Source organism: Methylobacterium sp. Leaf102 (genome assembly GCF_001422425.1).
Taxonomy (GTDB): Bacteria; Pseudomonadota; Alphaproteobacteria; order Rhizobiales; family Beijerinckiaceae; genus Methylobacterium.
This window is the reverse complement of record NZ_LMMX01000037.1, coordinates 19244-35381: the sequence shown is the minus strand read 5'-3', so window position 1 is coordinate 35381 and position 16138 is coordinate 19244. Positions and strand designations below refer to the sequence as shown.

Sequence of the window (16138 nt, the reverse complement as noted above, 5' to 3'; positions counted from 1 at the left end):
CGGTTGCGTTATCGCAAACTTAGCGATTCATGACGCCTCCTGGTTGCAAAGCTTGGCGGGGATGCGGCCGGATGAGAGTGAGCAAGCTGGAGCGCTACTATCAGGCCGAGTTCGGCCCGCGCGACGATCCCGGCGCGCCGGAGCCGCCGCCCGTGCGATCCCGCGCGCCCGAGCGGATGCGCGGTCGCCGCCGCGGGCCCGGCCCGGTCAAGCTCGTGCTGCTCCTCGGCGGGGTCGGCTTCCTCGGGGCGTCCCTGCTGATGCCCTGCGGCTCCGGCGCCAAGCCGGTTTTCCTGCCGCAGGGCCTCATCGCCGCCGTCTGCGCCCGCCAGGCGGTCATGGGCCACATCCGCGGACTGGACGATCGTTTCCGCTCCATCGCCGGCGCCCTGCGCTAGGGCTGCGCCCGACCACATTGGGTCGGGACACATGGTTAGGTCTTTGTTTTGCTGCGTTCTTTTCTACCGAACCGGTATCGGATCCGGCGGTGAGCGCTCCTGGGCCGTTCCGGCCGCTTGCTCGAATTCCATCGCGAGATCCCGGCCATGACACCCACGTCCGACGCCTCACGCCCACCCGGGCTCGCCGACCCGGCCCCGTTGCGACGCACCGACCGCGACGGAGCCGCGGCCTTCGCCGTGGAGCGCCGGCGCCTGCGGGAGGCGCACGCGACGGAGCCGAAACGGGGCGGGATCGGCTGGAAGTTCGGCCTCGCCGTCGATCTCGCCCTGCTGTCCCTGCCGATTCCGGCGGTGATCGTGGTGCCCCCGCTCCTCGAATGCCGGCACCGGTCGGTCCATGTCGGCTTCTTCGCGGGCGATTCGTTCGAGGCCTGCGCCAAGCGCCGGATCGCCGCCCGTTGGAACCACCTCGATGCGCGCATCAAAATGATCGTCCGCAACTCCGGGCAGTGAGGTCTCGCGTCAGCGGTCTCGCGTCAGAAGGCCTGAAGCGTCAGTTCCGTGTGCTCAACGCTCGGCGGCGCCTCGAAGAACGGCGAGACCATGGCGCGGTAATCCTGCCAGGCCTGGGAGCCGGTGAAATCCTTGGTGTGGTTCTCCAGGGTGTCCCACTCGATGAGGAGGCGATAGCGCTGCGGCTTCTCGATGGAGCGGCGCACGGCGAAGCTGCGGCAGCCCGTGGCTTCGCGAAAAATCTCGGCGGCCCGGGCGATGCCGGCCTCGAAGTCGGATTCCGTGCCGGGCTTGAGGTCGATCTGCGCGATTTCGAGGATCATGGCGGGTCCTTTGTTCGGGGAGGGGTCAGCGCAGGGGGCGGCCGAGGGTGCGGGCGAGGATGCGCTGCGGGCTGCGCTCGGGGTCGGCCTGGTCGGCGACCCGGATGTAGGCGGTCTGTTCCAGCATGTAGCGGCCGCCCATGGCGCCGTGCATCACCAGGTCGGAGAACGTCACCCAGGTCTGGCCCGGCGCGAAGCGCACGTCGGCCTGCGGGGCATCGGCCTGATAGGCCATGTCCTGCTTCAAAGCGTCGTGCAGATGCAGCATCAGGTGGTCGTATTCCGAGCGCCTCGCCTTGGTGATCTTCAGAGCCGCGAGCAGCCGCGCCGAGAGCGGCGAATAACCCGGCAGCTTCGGCACGAACTTCTGGGCCATCGAGGCGAAGTCTTCGCCCACCCGCCACAGGCGCGGCTGACCTTCGGGGTTGATGTTGCGGAAGATCCGAAGAATGCGCTTCTCGCCGATGGGGTTCGACGGGAACGCATCGACGTGCAGGCGGGTGTCGTCGCGCCGCCAGCTCAGCTTGCGCTGGTCCACCTCGAACGGGCGGTAGGAGGTCCCCGCGAGGGCGATCTTGCCCGCATAGGTCGGGAGATACCGGGCGATGAGGGCGTCCGCGAAGGCGCGGTAGCGGATGAGAAGCTGGCGCAGTGCCTCCTGTTCCTCAGGGGTGCCGGCCGCGCCCCGCAGGCTCGCGGCCCCGCCCCGGATGTTCACGTTCTTCGCCTTGCCGTCGGCGAAGGGCCGTTCGACGAAGCGCTCCTCGAACGGGCTGAACGGAAAGTCGAGATCGGGGAACATCAGGACCGCCCCGCCCTCCAGGGCATCGACCAGGGATGGCGCACCGGGGGCCGAACCTTCTCGGGAGACGGAAACGATCGGGCTGATCATCGCGGGCGGCGTCCTGGGTTTCCGGCGGGTGGAGACGGGGTTTATCCGAAGGTGACGCCCGAAACCAACCCGGCCGTCGGGCGCGCGAATACCGGTGGATGACGGCTCTGGCCGGTTGTCAGGGTGCGGCGGGAGGCTCAACCATGCGGTTCCCGTTGCGCGCAACTTCACGGCGCGCGGCACGTTTGTATGGCGGTCCGGGATCCGAGCGCGGATCCGGCACCGGCAAGGAAGCCAGCATGGCGACGTTGAAGGAATTCGAGGAGTCGCTGCGCGAGCACGGGATGCTCATGGCGCTCGCCCTGCTGGAGCGCCTGCGCGAGCGTGACCGCGCCACCCGCACCATCAAGCCGGCGCGCCGCCTCACGGGGCAGAAGATGACGCCCGAACTCGCCCGCGCCATCCTCGACCTTCACGCCTCCACGGGCATGACCCAACAGGAGATCGCCTTCAAGGTCGGGGTCAACCAGGGCCGGGTCAACGAGGTGATCAAGCGCGGCAAGTGGCTCGATGACGATCCGAACGCCCCAGAGGCCATCGCCCGCGACAAGGCCAAGGCCCGCCTGCGGGCCGAGCCCGTGGCGAAACGTCCGCCAATCAAGCGCAGCGTGAAGCCTGCCGCGCGGCCGGGAGCCCCGGCGCGGCGTCCGAGCCCCCAGGGCCAGCTCATCTTCGGGGATCTCTAGGACGGCGCGGTGTCCCGCCGCAGGATCACGGGGCACGGCGAAGCGTTTTCCCATGTGCCGTGGACGGGTCCACGGCGTGAGGGATCGATCATGACGCGCATACTTCTCGCGCTGATCTGCGTCGGCGCGGTCAGCCCGGCTTTCGCACAGCGGCCGTCCACCACCACCATGAGCTGCGCCCAGGCGAAAGGCATCGTCGGGCGGGAGGGCGGCATCGTCCTTGGCACCGGCGGCCCGACCTACGACCGCTTCGTCCGAGACCGCAGCTTCTGCGAGATCACCGAGATCACGATTCCGGCTTTCGTCCCTGCGGGCGACACGCCGCGCTGTTTCGTCGGCTATCGCTGCAAGGAGCCGGGCCGCGGCGACCGCTTCGACGACGAATCCTGACGGTTCGAAATGAAAGCGCCCCGGCCTTTCGGCCGGGGCGCCCCGCTGGTTTTAAGAGCGGAGCGGCGTTTACGCCGCCTGCTGTACCGAACCCTCGATGGTCGGGGTCGCGGACGCGCGACCCGTGGCGATCTGGATCTGGCGCGGCTTCTTCGCCTCCGGGATCTCGCGGACGAGATCGATGTGAAGGAGGCCGTTCTCCAGCACCGCACCCGTCACCTGTACGTAGTCGGCGAGCTGGAAGCGGCGCTCGAAGGCGCGCGCGGCGATGCCCTGGTGCAGGAACGTAACCGGCTTGTCGGGATCGGTCGCACGCTCGCCCTTCAGCGTCAGCGCGTTCTCCTTGACCTCGATGGCGAGATCGGAGTCCGTGAACCCTGCGACCGCCACCGTGATCCGGTAGGCGTTCTCGCCGGTGCGCTCGATGTTGTAGGGCGGATAGGTCGGGGCCGGATCGGCGGCGACGTACTGGTCGAGGGCCGAGAACAGGCGGTCGAAGCCGACGGTGGAGCGGTAGAGGGGAGCAAGATCGAACTGGCGCATGACATATTCTCCATAAGAAGCAACATGCTTAGATCGGGTCCGCCCGAGGGCCGGACCTGTCGCACCGCCGTAACGGCCGGTGCCCCCGTGATATTGGCGGAGTCGTTTGTCTTCGCAAGAGCCTGAAACCCGCGCGTCGCGGTGTTTTTCGCAATTTTTTCGATGTGGTGACAGGCCGGAAGGGATGGCATGGCACAAGAGGCGCACCGGTGGGGTAAGGCCTGCCGCACGAGGATCGGCCGATGCTGACGCTGGGTTCCACACCCGACAATCCTGTCCCGCCCGGCGGCGCCCTGAAGGCGGTCCGCACCGAGGACGGCGTCGAGCTGCGGGTCGCGCATTGGCGCCCCACCACCCGTCTCGTGAAGGGCACCGTGTGCCTGCTGCAGGGCCGGGCCGAGTTCATCGAGAAATACTACGAGACGGTCGGTGATCTGCGCGGACGCGGCTTCGCCGTCGTGGCGTTCGACTGGCGCGGCCAGGGCGAATCGCAGCGCCAGGTCGCCGACGCGCACAAGGGCCACGTCGCCCGGTTCGATGATTATCGACGCGACCTCAAGGCCGTCGAGGAGGCGGTCCTGCGGCCCCTGATGCCGTATCCGCATATCGGTCTCGCGCATTCCATGGGCGGCGCCGTGGCCTTTACCGGGGCCTACGAGGGCTGGCTACCGTTCAGCCGGATCGTCACCGTGGCGCCGATGGTCGCCCTGCGCATGGTGCGCTGGCCGGCCGGCGCCTCGGCGCTCGCGCGCATCCTCCACCGCCTCGGCCTCGGCCGGCGCTACATCCCGTTCGGAACGCCGACCTCCATCGCCACGAAGCCGTTCGCCCGCAACCGCCTCTCGAGCGACCCGGTGCGCTATGCCCGCAACGCCGCGGCGGCGCGGGCCGTCGGGGCCGGGGCCGTAGGCGATCCGACCATCGCGTGGCTCGCGGGCGCCTTCCGCACAATGCGGCGCCTGCGCGACCGTCGGGTGGCCGCATCCATCGCGATCCCGGCCCTCGTCGTCGGCGCGGGGGCGGACCCTGTCTGCGAGACGCGGGCGACGGAGCGGTTCGCCCGGCTGGTGCGCGGGGCGCACATCCTGGTCCTGCCCGGCGCCCGCCACGAGATCCTGTCGGAAACCGACGCGATCCGGGACGATTTCTGGGCGGCGTTCGACGCGTTCGTGCCCGGCACCGTCGTCGAGTCGACCAGGACCGCCGGGGCCTACACCGATGCCTGAGCCCTACGGGTTGAGGAGACGAAGGGCCTCGGCGTGCAGTGCCCGGTCGCCAGCGGCGACGATGCGGCCGCCGGCGGCGGCCGGTCCGCCGTCCCAGGCGGTGATGACGCCGCCCGCCCCCTCGACGATGGGGATGAGGGCGACGATGTCGTAGGGCTTGAGCCCGGCTTCCACCACGAGATCGACCTGGCCCGCCGCCAGCATGCAATAGGCATAGCAATCCGTGCCGTAGCGCGACATCCGCACGGCCGCCTCGATGGCTGTGAAGCCGTCGCGCTCGGGGCCGTCGGCGAACAGGCGCGGATCGGTGGTGGCCAGCAGCGCGTGCTTCAGGACCGTACCGCGCCGGGCGCGCAGGATCCGCTCGCCCCGGGAAGAGCGCATCCGCGCCGTGGCGCCGTCGCCGGAGAAGCGTTCCCCGAGGAACGGCTGGTGCATCAGGCCGCGGACCGGCACGCCGTGCCGGGTGAGGCCGATGAGGGTGCCCCAGGTCGGCAGGCCGGCGATGAACGCGCGGGTGCCGTCGATGGGGTCGAGCACCCAGACGCATTCGGCGTCGAGGTTCTCCGAACCGAACTCCTCCCCCAGGATGCCGTGGGTCGGGAAGCTGCGGCGGATCAGGCCGCGCAGGATCACCTCCGCCCCGCGGTCAGCCTCCGTCACGGGGTCGAAGGTCCCGCCATGGCCCTTGTCGTCCATGCCGAAGGCGGCGCGGAAGAACGGCAGGATCGCCTGCCCGGACTCGGTGGCGAGATCGTCCATGAACCGCGCGAGATCGACGACGCTCATCGAAACTTCCTGTCCGGGACCCTGACGGCAGCGAAGCGGACGCGACGCCTCGCCGTCAAGTCCCGACGGACACGCGACCCGCGATCGGACGGGCGCCCGGCCCCTAGACGGGCACGGGCGCACCGACGGGATGCGCGGCCGGCCGCTCCGCCGCCACGGGATCCGGGGTGGCCGGATCGGCGGCGGCCACGATGGCGTCGATGGCGCCGCGCAGGGAGGTGACGTGCATGTCCGCCGGGATCGCCCGGCGCTGGGCCGCCTCGTCGAGACCGTTCTCGTCCGCCTGCCACAGGCCGACGACCAGGCGGGCCCGGGGCAGCTTGCGCCGCAGGCGTTCGGCCAGCCGCCGGAGGTGGGTCGGCTCGCCGCTGATCGCCGTCGAGACGATGCAGGCGAGGCGCGCCGGGCCTGGATCGAAGGTGTCGATCCGCGCCCGCGCCAGCTCGGCGAACGGCACCGTGCGGGCGCCGATCCCGCGCGTCCGCAGGAGCTGGGCCAGGATCGCGCAGGCGGATTCGTCGACGAAGCTGCGCCCCGACACGCACAGGACGGTTCCGGGTTCGGCCCAGGCCTCGGTGACGCCGGTCCGCGCCTCCTCGGCGTCAGGAGGCTCGGCCCCCTCGTCCTCGCGCTCCGCGAGATCCTCCACGAGGCCGGCCAGACTCTGGCGGATGTCGGCTTTCTGCTCGGTGGTGAGCACGCCGCGCGCCGCGTCGCGGGCGGCGAGTTCGAGGCCCCGGATCACCACCTCGTCGTAATAGGCCGCGAGCGAGCAGGACTTGAGGATGAGTTCGGCGTGCTCCTGCACCTCGTCGGCATCGCCCGCGAGGATGCGCTGGTAGAAGTTCTCCACCGGCGTCAGGGCGGGCCGGTCGCCGAACAGCACGTCGAGGAATTCGAGCTTGTCGACGTGGCGCCCCAGCACCACGAGGCAGACGGTGAGCGGCGTCGACAGCAGCAGGCCGACGGGCCCCCACAGCCATGTCCAGAACAGGGCCGAGACGAGGACGGCGAACGGCGACATGCCGGTGGAGTGGCCGTACAGCATCGGCTCGATGAAGTGGCCGACGAGGGGCTCGAGGATCGCGAACAGGATCAGCGTCTCGACCACCATGGTCCAGCCCGGATCGACGGCCGCGGCCAGGGCCAGGGGAAACACCGCCGACAGCACGGCGCCGATATAGGGCACGAACCGCATCAGGGCCGAGAAGATGCCCCACAGCACCGGGCTCGGCACGCCGATGACGTAGAGGCCGACGCCGACCACGAGGCCGAACGAGGCGTTGAGGGCGAGCTGCACGAGGAAGTAGCGGCTGAGCCGCTTGGCGGCGTCGTCCATGGCGACGGTGGTGCGGTGCAGGTCGCTCGATCCGGCGAGGCGGATCATGCGGTCGCGCAGGTCCTCGCGTTGCATCAGCAGGAACAGCAGCACAACGAAGACGATGCCGATGGTGGCGAGGGGATGCAGGATCGGCGACAGCAGGGTGCCCGCCATGGTCAGCGCGTCGGGCGCGCGGTCCTTCACCTCGACGAGGATCGCCTTCTCGGGCGGCGGGGCGGCCGGGGCCGCGTCGGGCTTCGGTTCGGGTTTCGGCTCCGGCTTCGGGCCGTCCTGGTGCATGGTCCGGCCGATGCCGGCGACATACTCGGCCATGCGGCCGGCCGGGGTGTCCTTGAGGCCCTCGACCTTGCGCTCGATGGTGGTGCGGTAGCGCGGGACATCGCCGGCGATGTCGGCGAGCTGGACCCCGATGAGGGCGCCGAGGGCACCCACGACGCTGAGCGTCATCAGTACCGAGGCGGCCACCGACAGGAAGCGCCCGAGGTGCCAGCGCCGGAGCAGGTTCACCAGGGGGCCGAGGACGAAGGACAGCAGGATCGCGATGGCGATGGGAATCAGCACGTCGCGGCCGAGATAGAGGCCGGTGACGATGAGTGCGGCGACGATGAGGGGCGAGCTCATGGTCGGGGCCGGCGTCTCGGCGGCGGCGATCCGGGTCGGGCGCGGCGGAATCAGCGGGGGTTTCGTGGTGGGTCTCGTCGCCATGCCGGTTCCGTCTCGACGCTACGCCGGCCGCCCTCGGATCGGGCGCCGCATCGGGGGAACGGTGCGGCGCCGCAAAACGATCCCTCCGCGGGATGCTCCGGATCGCGGCTCCGTGATCAGGCGACGAACGGTGCCAGGGTGAAGCCGGCCTCCTCCAGGGACCGGCGTACGGCGCCGGCGGTCGCCACCGCATGCGGATCGTCGCCGTGGACGCAGACCGTGTCGATGGCGACGGGGATTCGGCGGCCGGACAGGGTGAGGAGCGCGCCCTCCTCCACCATGCGGCGGGTTCGCTCGGCCACCTCGACCGCGTCGGTGATGACGGCGCCGGCCTGGCTGCGGGGCGCGAGCTGCCCGTCCTCCGCATAGGCGCGGTCGGCGTAGATCTCGCGCACGACGGCCAAGCCCGCCGCCTCGGCCGCCCGTTCGGCTTCGAGGCCCGGCATCACCATCACGACGAGGCCGGGATCGACGCCGCGCACCGCCCGGACGATGGCTCGCGCGACGCCGGCTTCGGCGTTGGACAGGTTGGCGAGCGCCCCGTGCGCCTTCACGTGGGTGACGCGGTGGCCGGCGAGCGCGGCGCAGGCCTGCAGCGCACCGATCTGGTAGGCAACATCCGCTTCGATCTCGCCGGGCGTGGCGCGGATCACCCGCCGTCCGAAGCCGCGCAGGTCGTCGAAGCCCGGATGGGCGCCGAGCGCCACCCCGCGCGCCTTCGCGGCCCGGGCGGTGGCGACCATGATGGACGGATCGCCGGCGTGGAAGCCGCAGGCGACATTGGCCGAGGTGACGATGTCGAGGAGCGCGGCATCGTCGCCCAGGGTGTAGGCGCCGTAACCCTCGCCGAGATCCGCGTTGAGATCGATCCGCATGCAGGTCTCCGTTCGAGGGCTGCCCTGGAATGCTCGGGGCGACGCGGGGTTGCGGATGCCCGAACCCTCATTCGCATCGGCGCTCGCGAGACTCTGTCTTCGGGATTCTTCACGGAAGTATCGTCCCGTTCTATAAGACCTTCGGACGCCGAGAATACAAATACAAGTCGCCGCGAGCGGCGGATTTAACACGATCTTAGGCGTTTTCCCGCAACCTGACGCTGCGTGTCGAAGACCAGCGAGAGATGGATGTCGGGTTTGAGCCTCCTGCACGGAGCCGTGGCGTCCCCCTCCGGGACCGGGCTGCGCGGCGTCGCGGCGGAGATCGCGGAACTCAAGCGCATTTCGTCGGAGAAGAGCCGCCGCATCCAGGGCATCACCGGCCAGGTCAAGATCCTGGCCCTCAACGCCCTCATCGAGGCGGCGCGGGCGGGCGAGATGGGACGCGGGTTCGCCGTGGTCGCCCAGGAAGTCCGGGCCATCGGCGGCGAGGTCGAGGGCATCGCCCAAGCACTCGAGGCCGAGCTGTCCGACCGGATCGCCGGGCTGCAGGCCCAGGTCGAGGATCTGTCGACCCGCACCCGCGACGACCGCCTCATCGATCTCGCCCTGAACGCCGTCGAACTCATCGACCGCAACCTCTACGAGCGCACCTGCGACGTGCGCTGGTGGGCCACCGATGCGGCCATGGTGGCGTGCGCCACTGCCCCGACGCCCGACAGGGTGGCGCACGCGACGGCGCGCCTCGGCGTGATCCTCGACGCCTACACGGTCTACCTCGACCTTTGGCTGTGCTCGCCGGAGGGCATCGTGCTCGCCCATGGCCGCCCGGAGCGGTTCCACGACGTGGTCGGCCGGGACTGCTCGGCCGAGTCGTGGTTCCGCGAGGCCGCCGGCCTGCGGGACTGCGATTCCTACGTCGCCGCCGATGTCGCGCGGCAGCCGCGTCTCGGCAACGCCCAGGTGGCGACCTACTGCGCCGGCATTCGGGCGGGCGGCGTGAGCGATGGGCGGCCCGTCGGCGTGCTGGCCATCCATTTCGACTGGGAGACGCAGGCGCGCGCCATCGTCGAGGGCGTGCGGGTGGCGCCGGAGGATCGGGGCCGGACCCGGGTGCTCCTCGTCGATGCGCGGTGCCGGGTGCTGGCGGCCTCCGACGGGCGCGGCGTCCTCGAAGAAGTCCTGCCCCTCCAGAAGGCGGGTCGTGCGAGCGGCGCGGACCGTGATCCGCGCTCGGGCGCCGTCACGGCGTTTCACCGGACGCCCGGCTACGAGACCTATGCTGGCCTCGGCTGGTACGGCGTCATCGTCCAGGGGGCGGAGCCGTGACCCCGGCTCATACGAGAACCGGCATCGCCGGCCCGTCCGCGACCGCGAACACTCGGCGATAGCGCGCGATCTGGTCCGCCGGCCCGATGGCCTTCGATGGGTTGTCGGAGATCTTCACCGTGGGCCGCCCATCCGCCGTGATGACCTTGCAGACGATGGAGATCGGATCGAGGCGCCCATCCGGTACGAGGCCGCGGAAGTCGTTGGTCAGCAGGGTGCCCCAGCCGTAGCCGATGCGCATCCGCCCGTGGAAATGCGCGTGGATGGCCTCGATGGTCTCGACGTCGAGGCCGTCGGAGAAGATCGCCAGCTTCTCGCGGGGGTCGCAGCCCCGCGACCGCCACCACGCGATGGCCTCCTCTCCGCCCGCGATGGGCTCCTTCGAATCGATGCGGATGCCCGTCCAGGCGTTCATCCATTCGGGGGCGTGCGCGAGGAAGCCGCTGGTGCCGTAGGTGTCCGGCAACATGACCAGGAGATTGCCGGCGTAATCCTGCTGCCAGTCCGCCAGCACGTCGTAGGGGGCCCGCGCCAGGGCCTCGTCGCCGTCGGCCAGCGCCGAATACACCATGGGCAGTTCGTGGGCGTTGGTGCCCACGGCCTCGACCTCGCGGCGAAGCGCGATGAGGCAGTTCGAGGTTCCGAGGAACCGGTCGCCGAGGCCGGCCCGCATGGCCTCGACGCACCAGTCCTGCCACAGGAAGCCGTGGCGGCGGCGCGTGCCGAAATCGGCGATGGACAGGTCCGGCAGGGCGCGGAGGCGCTCGATCTTCTCCCACACCCGGGTCATCGCCCGGGCGTAGAGCACCTGGAGTTCGAGCTTGCCCATGTGGCGTACGACGCCCCGGCTCCGCAGCTCGTTGAGGATGGAGAGGGCCGGCACCTCCCACATCGACGTTTCGATCCACGGGCCGTGGAAGGTAAGCACGTACTGCCCGTCGCGGGCCTCGAGTTCGTATTCTGGCAGCCGGAACGTCTCGAGCCAGTCCATGAAGTCGGGGGCGAACATCTGGCGCTGGCCGTAGAAGGTGTTGCCGCGCAGCCAGGTCGATTCCCCCCGGCTCAGCGTGAGGGTGCGGGCGTGATCGAGCTGCTCGCGCAGTTCCCCGGCATCGACGAAGTCGGCGAGCCGCACGCTCTTCGACCGGTTCTGGATGCCGAAGGTGACCCGGGCGTCGCGACGGCGGCGGAAGATCGATTGCGCCATCAGCAGCTTGTAGAAATCGGTGTCGAGCAGCGACCGGACGATGGGATCGATCTGGAAGTTGTGGTTGTACACCCGCGTCGCGAGGTCGATCATGGTCGGGCACCGTCCGGCGCGGGACCGAGACGCCCGCTCAGCCGCGAAAGGCGCATAGGCCTCGCCTCCGAGTCAATCGGCCGACCGGATGCCGGAACGCGAAAGGGCGGCCCACCCTCCGGTAAGCTGCCCCTCGCAAAACGCGACGTGTGAGACAATCAGGCCAGATCGACCTTCTTGGTCTCGGTCTTGGGCGACTCGCCGGTCAACGCGGCCTTCACGTAGCCGTAGATGTGCAGGGCGGTGGCGTTGGGGCTGTCCCAGTACTCGCCCTTCTCCGGGTGGACGCGGATCAGCGCGACCTCGGGGTCGTCCTTGCCGTTGGGGAACCAGGTCTTCAGGCTCTCGGTCCACTTGTCGTCGATGACCTTCTGGTCGGTCACGATCTCGGCCTTGCCCGCCACGGACACATAGGTCTGGCTCGACGGGTCGGAATAGGCGAGGTTGATCTGGTTGTCCTTGCTGATCTCGGCGGTCTTGGGCGAGTGCAGCTTGGAGAAGAACCACAGGTCGCCGTTCTCGTCCGCCTCCTGGCACCACATCGGGCGGCTGTAGAGCTTCCCGTCGGGGTCCGCGGTGGTCATCATCGCGACCTTGATGTCCTTGATGAGGGCGAAGAGCTTCTTGGCGCCCTCGTGATCGCGGTGGTTGCCCTGGTGCATGGGGTTGAAATCTCCGACTCGGTCTCGACGCATCCGGACGCCGCACCTCGAAGGGCGCCGGCGATCGGTTCGAGGGCACAACGGGCGAGCTTCGCTTTTGTTTCGGCCCTTCACCGTTTCGCCAAGCCTCGTTTCCGGCGGTCGTCCGCGTCCCGATTCGAGCCCGCGATTCACGGATTCGCGATAAAGGGCCGCGCGGCCCGGGGTTGCGCTCGCCGCGTCCCCATGCTGTCCCCTTGCGGGCATCCGCGCGCGAAACCCCAGTCCGGGGCGGAGGGCGCCGCCCGTTTCTGCGTCCGGCCCGGGCCCGCCCGCCCGTAGCGCCAAGGAGCCCGAGTGTTGGCGATCACCCGCGACGATGTCCTGAAGATCCTGTCGGCCGTCACCATCGACGCCGGGGGCACCACCCTGCCCGCGTCCGGGCGCCTGTCGCAGGTGGTCGTCGATCCGACGGGCCGGGTAATGTTCTCGATCCTCATCGATCCGAGCGAGGCCGAGCGCTTCGAACCGATCCGCCGCCAGGCCGAGGGCGCGATCCTGGCGACGCCGGGCGTCTCTGGCGTGTTCGCCAGCCTGACCTCGGAGCGCGGCCCCAATCACTCGGCGCAAGGCCCGCACCCGGCGCAAGGCTCGCATCCGGCGCAAGGTCAGGCCGCGCCGCAGCCGCCCGCCCCCGGTCGGCCCCCCGCCCCGCAGCCGCCCCGCACCGGGCCGGCCCTGCCGGGGGTCCGCCACATCGTCGCCGTGGCCTCGGGCAAGGGCGGCGTCGGCAAGTCCACCACCGCCTGCAACCTCGCCCTCGCGCTCTCCGCCCAGGGCCTCAAGGTCGGGCTGCTCGATGCCGACATTTACGGCCCATCGGTGCCGAAGCTGTTCGGCCTGTCGGGCAAGCCCAAGGTGATCGAGGAGCGTCTGCTCGCTCCCATGGAGGGCTACGGCATCAAGGTGATGTCCATCGGCTTCCTCATCGAGGCCGAGACGGCGATGATCTGGCGCGGACCCATGGTCCAGTCGGCCATCACCCAGATGCTGCGCGAGGTCGCCTGGGGCGATCTCGACATCCTCGTGGTCGACATGCCCCCCGGCACCGGCGACGCCCAGCTGACCATGGCGCAGGCGACACCGCTGTCCGGCGCCGTCATCGTCTCGACCCCGCAGGATCTCGCCCTCATCGATGCCCGGCGCGGCGTCACCATGTTCCGCAAGGTCGCCGTGCCGATCCTCGGCGTCATCGAAAACATGGCGACCTTCGTCTGCCCGAATTGCGGCCACGCCTCGCACATCTTCGGCCATGGCGGCGCCCGCGACGAGGCCGCCCGCCTCGACGTGCCGTTCCTCGGCGAGGTGCCCCTGGACATGACGATCCGCGAGAGCTCGGATGCCGGGCGGCCCGTGGTGGCCGTCGATCCCGACGGGCCGCACGCCAAGGTCTATCGCGCCATCGCCGCCAAGCTTTGGGCGAACCTCAACGGCGCCTCGGCCCCCCGCGCGGCCCCCCGCATCGTCATCGAATGAGGCCCGATCCCGGCGCCGTGCTGGGCGTCGTCCTGGCCGGCGGCCTGTCCCGGCGCATGGGCGGGGGCGACAAGGCCCTGCGCACCCTTTGCGGCCGAACCCTCCTCGACCGGGTGGTGGAGCGGTTCGCGCCCCAATGCGCGGCCGGGCTCATCCTCAACGCCAACGGCGATCCCGCCCGGTTTTCGGAGTTCCCCGGTCCGGTCGTGCCCGACGGCGTGCCGGGCAACCCCGGCCCCCTGGCGGGAATCCTCGCCGCCCTCGATCACGCCGCCCGCCTGCACCCGGGGGTGGGTCACGTGGCGAGCGTCACCGGCGACGCGCCGTTCCTGCCGGTCGATCTCGTCGCCCGCCTGTCGGCGGCCTTGGGCGACGCGTCCGTCGCCAGCGCCCCGATCGCCGGTTCCCCCATCGCGATGGCGGCCTCGACCGGGCGGGAGCATTTCACCGTGGCGCTCTGGCCCGTCGCCCTGCGGGCGGCGCTTCACGACGCCCTCGTGGTCCGGGAGGAACGCCGGGTCGGCGCCTTTCTGCGCGCCCACGGCGCCGTCCCGGTGGACTGGCCGGCCGAGCCCCTCGATCCGTTCTGGAACATCAACACGCCCGAGGATCTGGCGGCGGCGGAGGCGCGCTTGTCGGATCCGCCGTCGATCTAGGGCCGCCAGCGCGGATACAGCACGCCGATGGCAAGCCCCGTCATGACGAGGGCGGCGGCGCCGATCTTCCAGGCCGGCAGGGGCTCGCCGAGCCAGAGGGCGGAGGCGCCCATGCCGAAGATCGGGACCAGCAGGGCCATGGGGGTGATCAGGGCGGCGGGGTGCCGCGCCAGGAGCCAGCCCCACACGGCGTAGCCGAACAGGGCGTTGCCGACGGATTGCCACAGCACGGCGGCCCAGGTGGCGGCATCGGCCCGCACAAGGCCGTCCCGGATGGCGTCCCAGCCTTCGAGGACGAGGGAGAGGGCAAGCAGCGGCGGCGCCGAGAACAGGCCGCCCCAGATCACGTAGGGCAGCATGTTGCGCACCCCGCTCGCCCGCGCCACCATGTTGCCGCCGGCCCAGCTCAGGCCCGCGAGGATCACGAGGCCGAGGCCCAGCGGCGTAGTGGTGGCGTCGGTGTGGCCGGCGATGACCCCGATGCCGGCGACGGCGAGGGCCAGGGCGGCCCATTGGTAGCCGCGCACCCGCTCGTCGGTCAGCCAGATGGACAGGCCGATGGTGAAGAACACCTGCACCTGCACCACCAGGGAGGCGAGACCCGGCGCGATCTCGCTCCGCAGGGCGATGAACAGCAGGCCGAATTGCCCGGCGCCGATGAGCAGGCCGTAGGCGGCGAGATTCTTCCAGGACGCCGCGGGCCGGGCCACGAGGAACACGCCCGGCAGGGCGGCGAGCACGAAGCGCAGGCCGGCGAACAGCAGGGGCGGCAGGTGATCGAGCCCGATGCGGATGACCACGAAGTTCGTGCCCCACACCGCCACGACGGCGATGGCCAGCAGCAGGTCGCGCGGGGGAAGCGTGGCGGCGTGCATGATCGACTCGCTTCCGACGCGCCGGAATACCCGGACGGCGCGCGACTCCGAAACGCGAAGGAGGGCCCGCACGCCTGGCGCGCGGACCCTCCCCGATGCGGAACCCGTCGGGTTCAGGCGGCCGAGACGGTCGCCTTGACGATCTTGTCGGGGGAGCGCGGCGGCTCGCCCTTGTTGAGGGTGTCGACGATGTCCATGCCCTCCGTCACCTTGCCCCAGACGGTGTACTGCTTGTCGAGGAAGCGGGCGTCGCCGAAGCAGATGAAGAATTGCGAATTGGCCGAGTGCGGGAAGTTGGTGCGGGCCATGGAGCAGGTGCCGCGCACGTGCGGCTCGGCGTTGAACTCGGCATTGAGGTCCGGGAGGTCCGAGCCGCCCGAGCCCGTGCCCGTGGGATCGCCGGTCTGGGCCATGAAGCCGTCGATGACGCGGTGGAACGGCACGCCGTCGTAGAAGCCCTGGGCCGCGAGGGTCTTGAGGCGCTCGACGTGGTTGGGGGCGAGGTCGGGGCGGAGCCCGATGACGACGCGGCCCTTGGTGGTCTCGAGGGTGAGGGTCTCGGTGTCTGCCATGGGTCTAGATTCCTTGTCCTCTGGGTCCGTGATGGATGAAGCGGAGCGCGATGGGACGCCCCGCGATGGCCGCCCCGAGGGCGGCCGTGACCCGCGCGGGCGTGCAGCGCCGGATCGCCGAAACGGCGGCCTCCGCCAGCAGGGCACGCGCCCGCCCGTCGCCAGCTTCCGTCGCGAAGGTGACGCGCGGGGTTCCGATGACCGATCCGTCCCGGCGAAGGGCGAACCGGGCGGTGATCTCCGTGCGCTCGAAGCGGGCGAGGCCTTCCGGCACGATCCAGCAGGCGGCGAGCGCGGGATAGAGATCCTTGAGGGTGTCGAGGCGCTTGCCGTCGGGGGCCTGCGCCATTCCGTTTTCGGTCGTGCCCGTCTCGGTCGTGCCGTTCCGGGACGGGACTTGCACGGTGCCCCGCAGGGTCTCGGGCAGGGTGAGCGGGCCCGTCGAGGGCGCCGACTCCGCCCCGACAGTGCCGAGCGGCAGCGCGAACGCGAGGCTACAGAACCCCCAGGCCCGGCCGACGCCCGCCATGCCCCGCGCCCCCCG

At 70.5% G+C, this 16138-nt stretch carries 19 protein-coding genes; 8 read left to right on the top strand and 11 right to left on the bottom strand.

Features of this window, described 5'->3' with window-relative positions:
- Positions 1 to 71 precede the first annotated feature (71 nt).
- Together ASF27_RS16280 and ASF27_RS16275 are read left to right on the top strand one after the other, a co-directional pair.
- On the top strand, positions 72 to 398 hold the full coding sequence (locus ASF27_RS16280) for a hypothetical protein (protein ID WP_156467560.1): 327 nt from the start codon (positions 72 to 74) through the stop codon (positions 396 to 398).
- 147 nt (positions 399 to 545) lie between these two features.
- Positions 546 to 914 carry a hypothetical protein gene (locus ASF27_RS16275; protein WP_156467559.1) on the top strand — a complete coding sequence of 123 codons (369 nt, stop codon included), beginning with the start codon at positions 546 to 548 and terminating at the stop codon, positions 912 to 914.
- Between the two features lie 23 nt (positions 915 to 937).
- On the opposite strand, the gene ASF27_RS16270 is transcribed toward ASF27_RS16275, so the two are convergent.
- Both ASF27_RS16270 and ASF27_RS16265 read right to left on the bottom strand, forming a co-directional pair.
- A complete protein-coding gene (locus tag ASF27_RS16270) occupies positions 938 to 1237 on the bottom strand; it encodes an antibiotic biosynthesis monooxygenase family protein (protein ID WP_056361734.1) in 300 nt (99 codons plus the stop codon).
- Positions 1238 to 1262: 25 nt separating this feature from the next.
- Entirely contained in the window at positions 1263 to 2129 is an 867-nt protein-coding gene (locus ASF27_RS16265) for a Kdo hydroxylase family protein (RefSeq protein WP_056361730.1), read from the bottom strand.
- Between the two features lie 239 nt (positions 2130 to 2368).
- Here ASF27_RS16265 and ASF27_RS16260 point away from each other — a divergent pair, with 239 nt between their 5' ends.
- Positions 2369 to 2815 carry a hypothetical protein gene (locus ASF27_RS16260; RefSeq protein ID WP_056361728.1) on the top strand — a complete coding sequence of 149 codons (447 nt, stop codon included), beginning with the start codon at positions 2369 to 2371 and terminating at the stop codon, positions 2813 to 2815.
- Positions 2816 to 2905: 90 nt separating this feature from the next.
- Positions 2906 to 3205: a hypothetical protein gene (locus ASF27_RS16255; protein ID WP_056173260.1), complete on the top strand. Its 300-nt coding sequence runs from the start codon at positions 2906 to 2908 to the stop codon at positions 3203 to 3205.
- Positions 3206 to 3274: 69 nt separating this feature from the next.
- On the opposite strand, the gene ASF27_RS16250 is transcribed toward ASF27_RS16255, so the two are convergent.
- The gene (locus ASF27_RS16250; RefSeq protein WP_056261015.1) at positions 3275 to 3748 is read right to left on the bottom strand and encodes an Hsp20 family protein; all 474 of its coding nucleotides are present in this window, start codon (positions 3746 to 3748) and stop codon (positions 3275 to 3277) included.
- Between the two features lie 242 nt (positions 3749 to 3990).
- Here ASF27_RS16250 and ASF27_RS16245 point away from each other — a divergent pair, with 242 nt between their 5' ends.
- A complete protein-coding gene (locus tag ASF27_RS16245) occupies positions 3991 to 4974 on the top strand; it encodes an alpha/beta hydrolase (protein WP_056361726.1) in 984 nt (327 codons plus the stop codon).
- Positions 4975 to 4977: 3 nt separating this feature from the next.
- On the opposite strand, the gene hisN is transcribed toward ASF27_RS16245, so the two are convergent.
- The 3 genes from hisN to ASF27_RS16230 form a co-directional block, all read right to left on the bottom strand.
- Complete coding sequence (gene hisN, locus ASF27_RS16240; protein ID WP_056361723.1) at positions 4978 to 5763, bottom strand: histidinol-phosphatase; 786 nt, start codon at positions 5761 to 5763, stop codon at positions 4978 to 4980.
- A gap of 103 nt (positions 5764 to 5866) precedes the next feature.
- The gene (locus ASF27_RS16235) at positions 5867 to 7810 is read right to left on the bottom strand and encodes an AI-2E family transporter (protein WP_056173247.1); all 1944 of its coding nucleotides are present in this window, start codon (positions 7808 to 7810) and stop codon (positions 5867 to 5869) included.
- A gap of 116 nt (positions 7811 to 7926) precedes the next feature.
- Complete coding sequence (locus tag ASF27_RS16230; protein ID WP_056173239.1) at positions 7927 to 8685, bottom strand: 5-oxoprolinase subunit PxpA; 759 nt, start codon at positions 8683 to 8685, stop codon at positions 7927 to 7929.
- Between the two features lie 249 nt (positions 8686 to 8934).
- Between ASF27_RS16230 and ASF27_RS23440 the strand changes: the two genes are divergently transcribed.
- Complete coding sequence (locus ASF27_RS23440) at positions 8935 to 10014, top strand: methyl-accepting chemotaxis protein (protein ID WP_082479227.1); 1080 nt, start codon at positions 8935 to 8937, stop codon at positions 10012 to 10014.
- A 7-nt stretch (positions 10015 to 10021) separates the two neighbouring features.
- Here ASF27_RS23440 and ASF27_RS16220 read toward each other — a convergent pair whose 3' ends face one another.
- Together ASF27_RS16220 and ASF27_RS16215 are read right to left on the bottom strand one after the other, a co-directional pair.
- Positions 10022 to 11314 carry a nicotinate phosphoribosyltransferase gene (locus ASF27_RS16220; RefSeq protein WP_056173236.1) on the bottom strand — a complete coding sequence of 431 codons (1293 nt, stop codon included), beginning with the start codon at positions 11312 to 11314 and terminating at the stop codon, positions 10022 to 10024.
- Positions 11315 to 11472: 158 nt separating this feature from the next.
- Entirely contained in the window at positions 11473 to 11976 is a 504-nt protein-coding gene (locus ASF27_RS16215; RefSeq protein ID WP_056173233.1) for a pyridoxamine 5'-phosphate oxidase family protein, read from the bottom strand.
- 339 nt (positions 11977 to 12315) lie between these two features.
- Here ASF27_RS16215 and ASF27_RS16210 point away from each other — a divergent pair, with 339 nt between their 5' ends.
- On the top strand, positions 12316 to 13491 hold the full coding sequence (locus tag ASF27_RS16210; RefSeq protein WP_056361721.1) for an Mrp/NBP35 family ATP-binding protein: 1176 nt from the start codon (positions 12316 to 12318) through the stop codon (positions 13489 to 13491).
- Positions 13488 to 14147, top strand: coding sequence for a molybdenum cofactor guanylyltransferase MobA (gene mobA, locus ASF27_RS16205; RefSeq protein ID WP_056361717.1), 660 nt, complete (start codon positions 13488 to 13490; stop codon positions 14145 to 14147). The genes ASF27_RS16210 and mobA overlap by 4 nt, the downstream gene beginning before the upstream one ends.
- Here the strand turns inward: mobA and ASF27_RS16200 are convergent.
- From ASF27_RS16200 to ASF27_RS23220, 3 genes are all read right to left on the bottom strand, one after another.
- Complete coding sequence (locus tag ASF27_RS16200) at positions 14144 to 15022, bottom strand: EamA family transporter (RefSeq protein WP_056361714.1); 879 nt, start codon at positions 15020 to 15022, stop codon at positions 14144 to 14146. The genes mobA and ASF27_RS16200 overlap by 4 nt on opposite strands.
- A 113-nt stretch (positions 15023 to 15135) precedes the next feature.
- Positions 15136 to 15594, bottom strand: a complete 459-nt coding sequence (locus tag ASF27_RS16195) for a peptidylprolyl isomerase (RefSeq protein WP_056173222.1) — start codon at positions 15592 to 15594, stop codon at positions 15136 to 15138.
- A gap of 4 nt (positions 15595 to 15598) precedes the next feature.
- On the bottom strand, positions 15599 to 16123 hold the full coding sequence (locus tag ASF27_RS23220) for a hypothetical protein (protein WP_244473071.1): 525 nt from the start codon (positions 16121 to 16123) through the stop codon (positions 15599 to 15601).
- Between the last annotated feature and the right edge of the window lie 15 nt (positions 16124 to 16138).

What these genes read in the sequence shown, in the direction of transcription:
- ASF27_RS16245 (WP_056361726.1), top strand. Translation starts at nt 3,991, where the DNA reads ATGCTGACGCTGGGTTCCACACCCGACAATCCTGTCCCGCCCGGCGGC.
- ASF27_RS16220 (WP_056173236.1), bottom strand. Translation starts at nt 11,314, where the DNA reads ATGATCGACCTCGCGACGCGGGTGTACAACCACAACTTCCAGATCGAT.
- ASF27_RS16215 (WP_056173233.1), bottom strand. Translation starts at nt 11,976, where the DNA reads ATGCACCAGGGCAACCACCGCGATCACGAGGGCGCCAAGAAGCTCTTC.
- ASF27_RS16260 (WP_056361728.1), top strand. Translation starts at nt 2,369, where the DNA reads ATGGCGACGTTGAAGGAATTCGAGGAGTCGCTGCGCGAGCACGGGATG.
- ASF27_RS16280 (WP_156467560.1), top strand. Translation starts at nt 72, where the DNA reads ATGAGAGTGAGCAAGCTGGAGCGCTACTATCAGGCCGAGTTCGGCCCG.
- ASF27_RS16230 (WP_056173239.1), bottom strand. Translation starts at nt 8,685, where the DNA reads ATGCGGATCGATCTCAACGCGGATCTCGGCGAGGGTTACGGCGCCTAC.
- ASF27_RS16235 (WP_056173247.1), bottom strand. Translation starts at nt 7,810, where the DNA reads ATGGCGACGAGACCCACCACGAAACCCCCGCTGATTCCGCCGCGCCCG.
- hisN (WP_056361723.1), bottom strand. Translation starts at nt 5,763, where the DNA reads ATGAGCGTCGTCGATCTCGCGCGGTTCATGGACGATCTCGCCACCGAG.
- ASF27_RS16275 (WP_156467559.1), top strand. Translation starts at nt 546, where the DNA reads ATGACACCCACGTCCGACGCCTCACGCCCACCCGGGCTCGCCGACCCG.
- ASF27_RS16255 (WP_056173260.1), top strand. Translation starts at nt 2,906, where the DNA reads ATGACGCGCATACTTCTCGCGCTGATCTGCGTCGGCGCGGTCAGCCCG.
- ASF27_RS23440 (WP_082479227.1), top strand. Translation starts at nt 8,935, where the DNA reads ATGTCGGGTTTGAGCCTCCTGCACGGAGCCGTGGCGTCCCCCTCCGGG.
- mobA (WP_056361717.1), top strand. Translation starts at nt 13,488, where the DNA reads ATGAGGCCCGATCCCGGCGCCGTGCTGGGCGTCGTCCTGGCCGGCGGC.
- ASF27_RS16270 (WP_056361734.1), bottom strand. Translation starts at nt 1,237, where the DNA reads ATGATCCTCGAAATCGCGCAGATCGACCTCAAGCCCGGCACGGAATCC.
- ASF27_RS16195 (WP_056173222.1), bottom strand. Translation starts at nt 15,594, where the DNA reads ATGGCAGACACCGAGACCCTCACCCTCGAGACCACCAAGGGCCGCGTC.
- ASF27_RS16250 (WP_056261015.1), bottom strand. Translation starts at nt 3,748, where the DNA reads ATGCGCCAGTTCGATCTTGCTCCCCTCTACCGCTCCACCGTCGGCTTC.
- ASF27_RS23220 (WP_244473071.1), bottom strand. Translation starts at nt 16,123, where the DNA reads ATGGCGGGCGTCGGCCGGGCCTGGGGGTTCTGTAGCCTCGCGTTCGCG.
- ASF27_RS16200 (WP_056361714.1), bottom strand. Translation starts at nt 15,022, where the DNA reads ATGCACGCCGCCACGCTTCCCCCGCGCGACCTGCTGCTGGCCATCGCC.
- ASF27_RS16265 (WP_056361730.1), bottom strand. Translation starts at nt 2,129, where the DNA reads ATGATCAGCCCGATCGTTTCCGTCTCCCGAGAAGGTTCGGCCCCCGGT.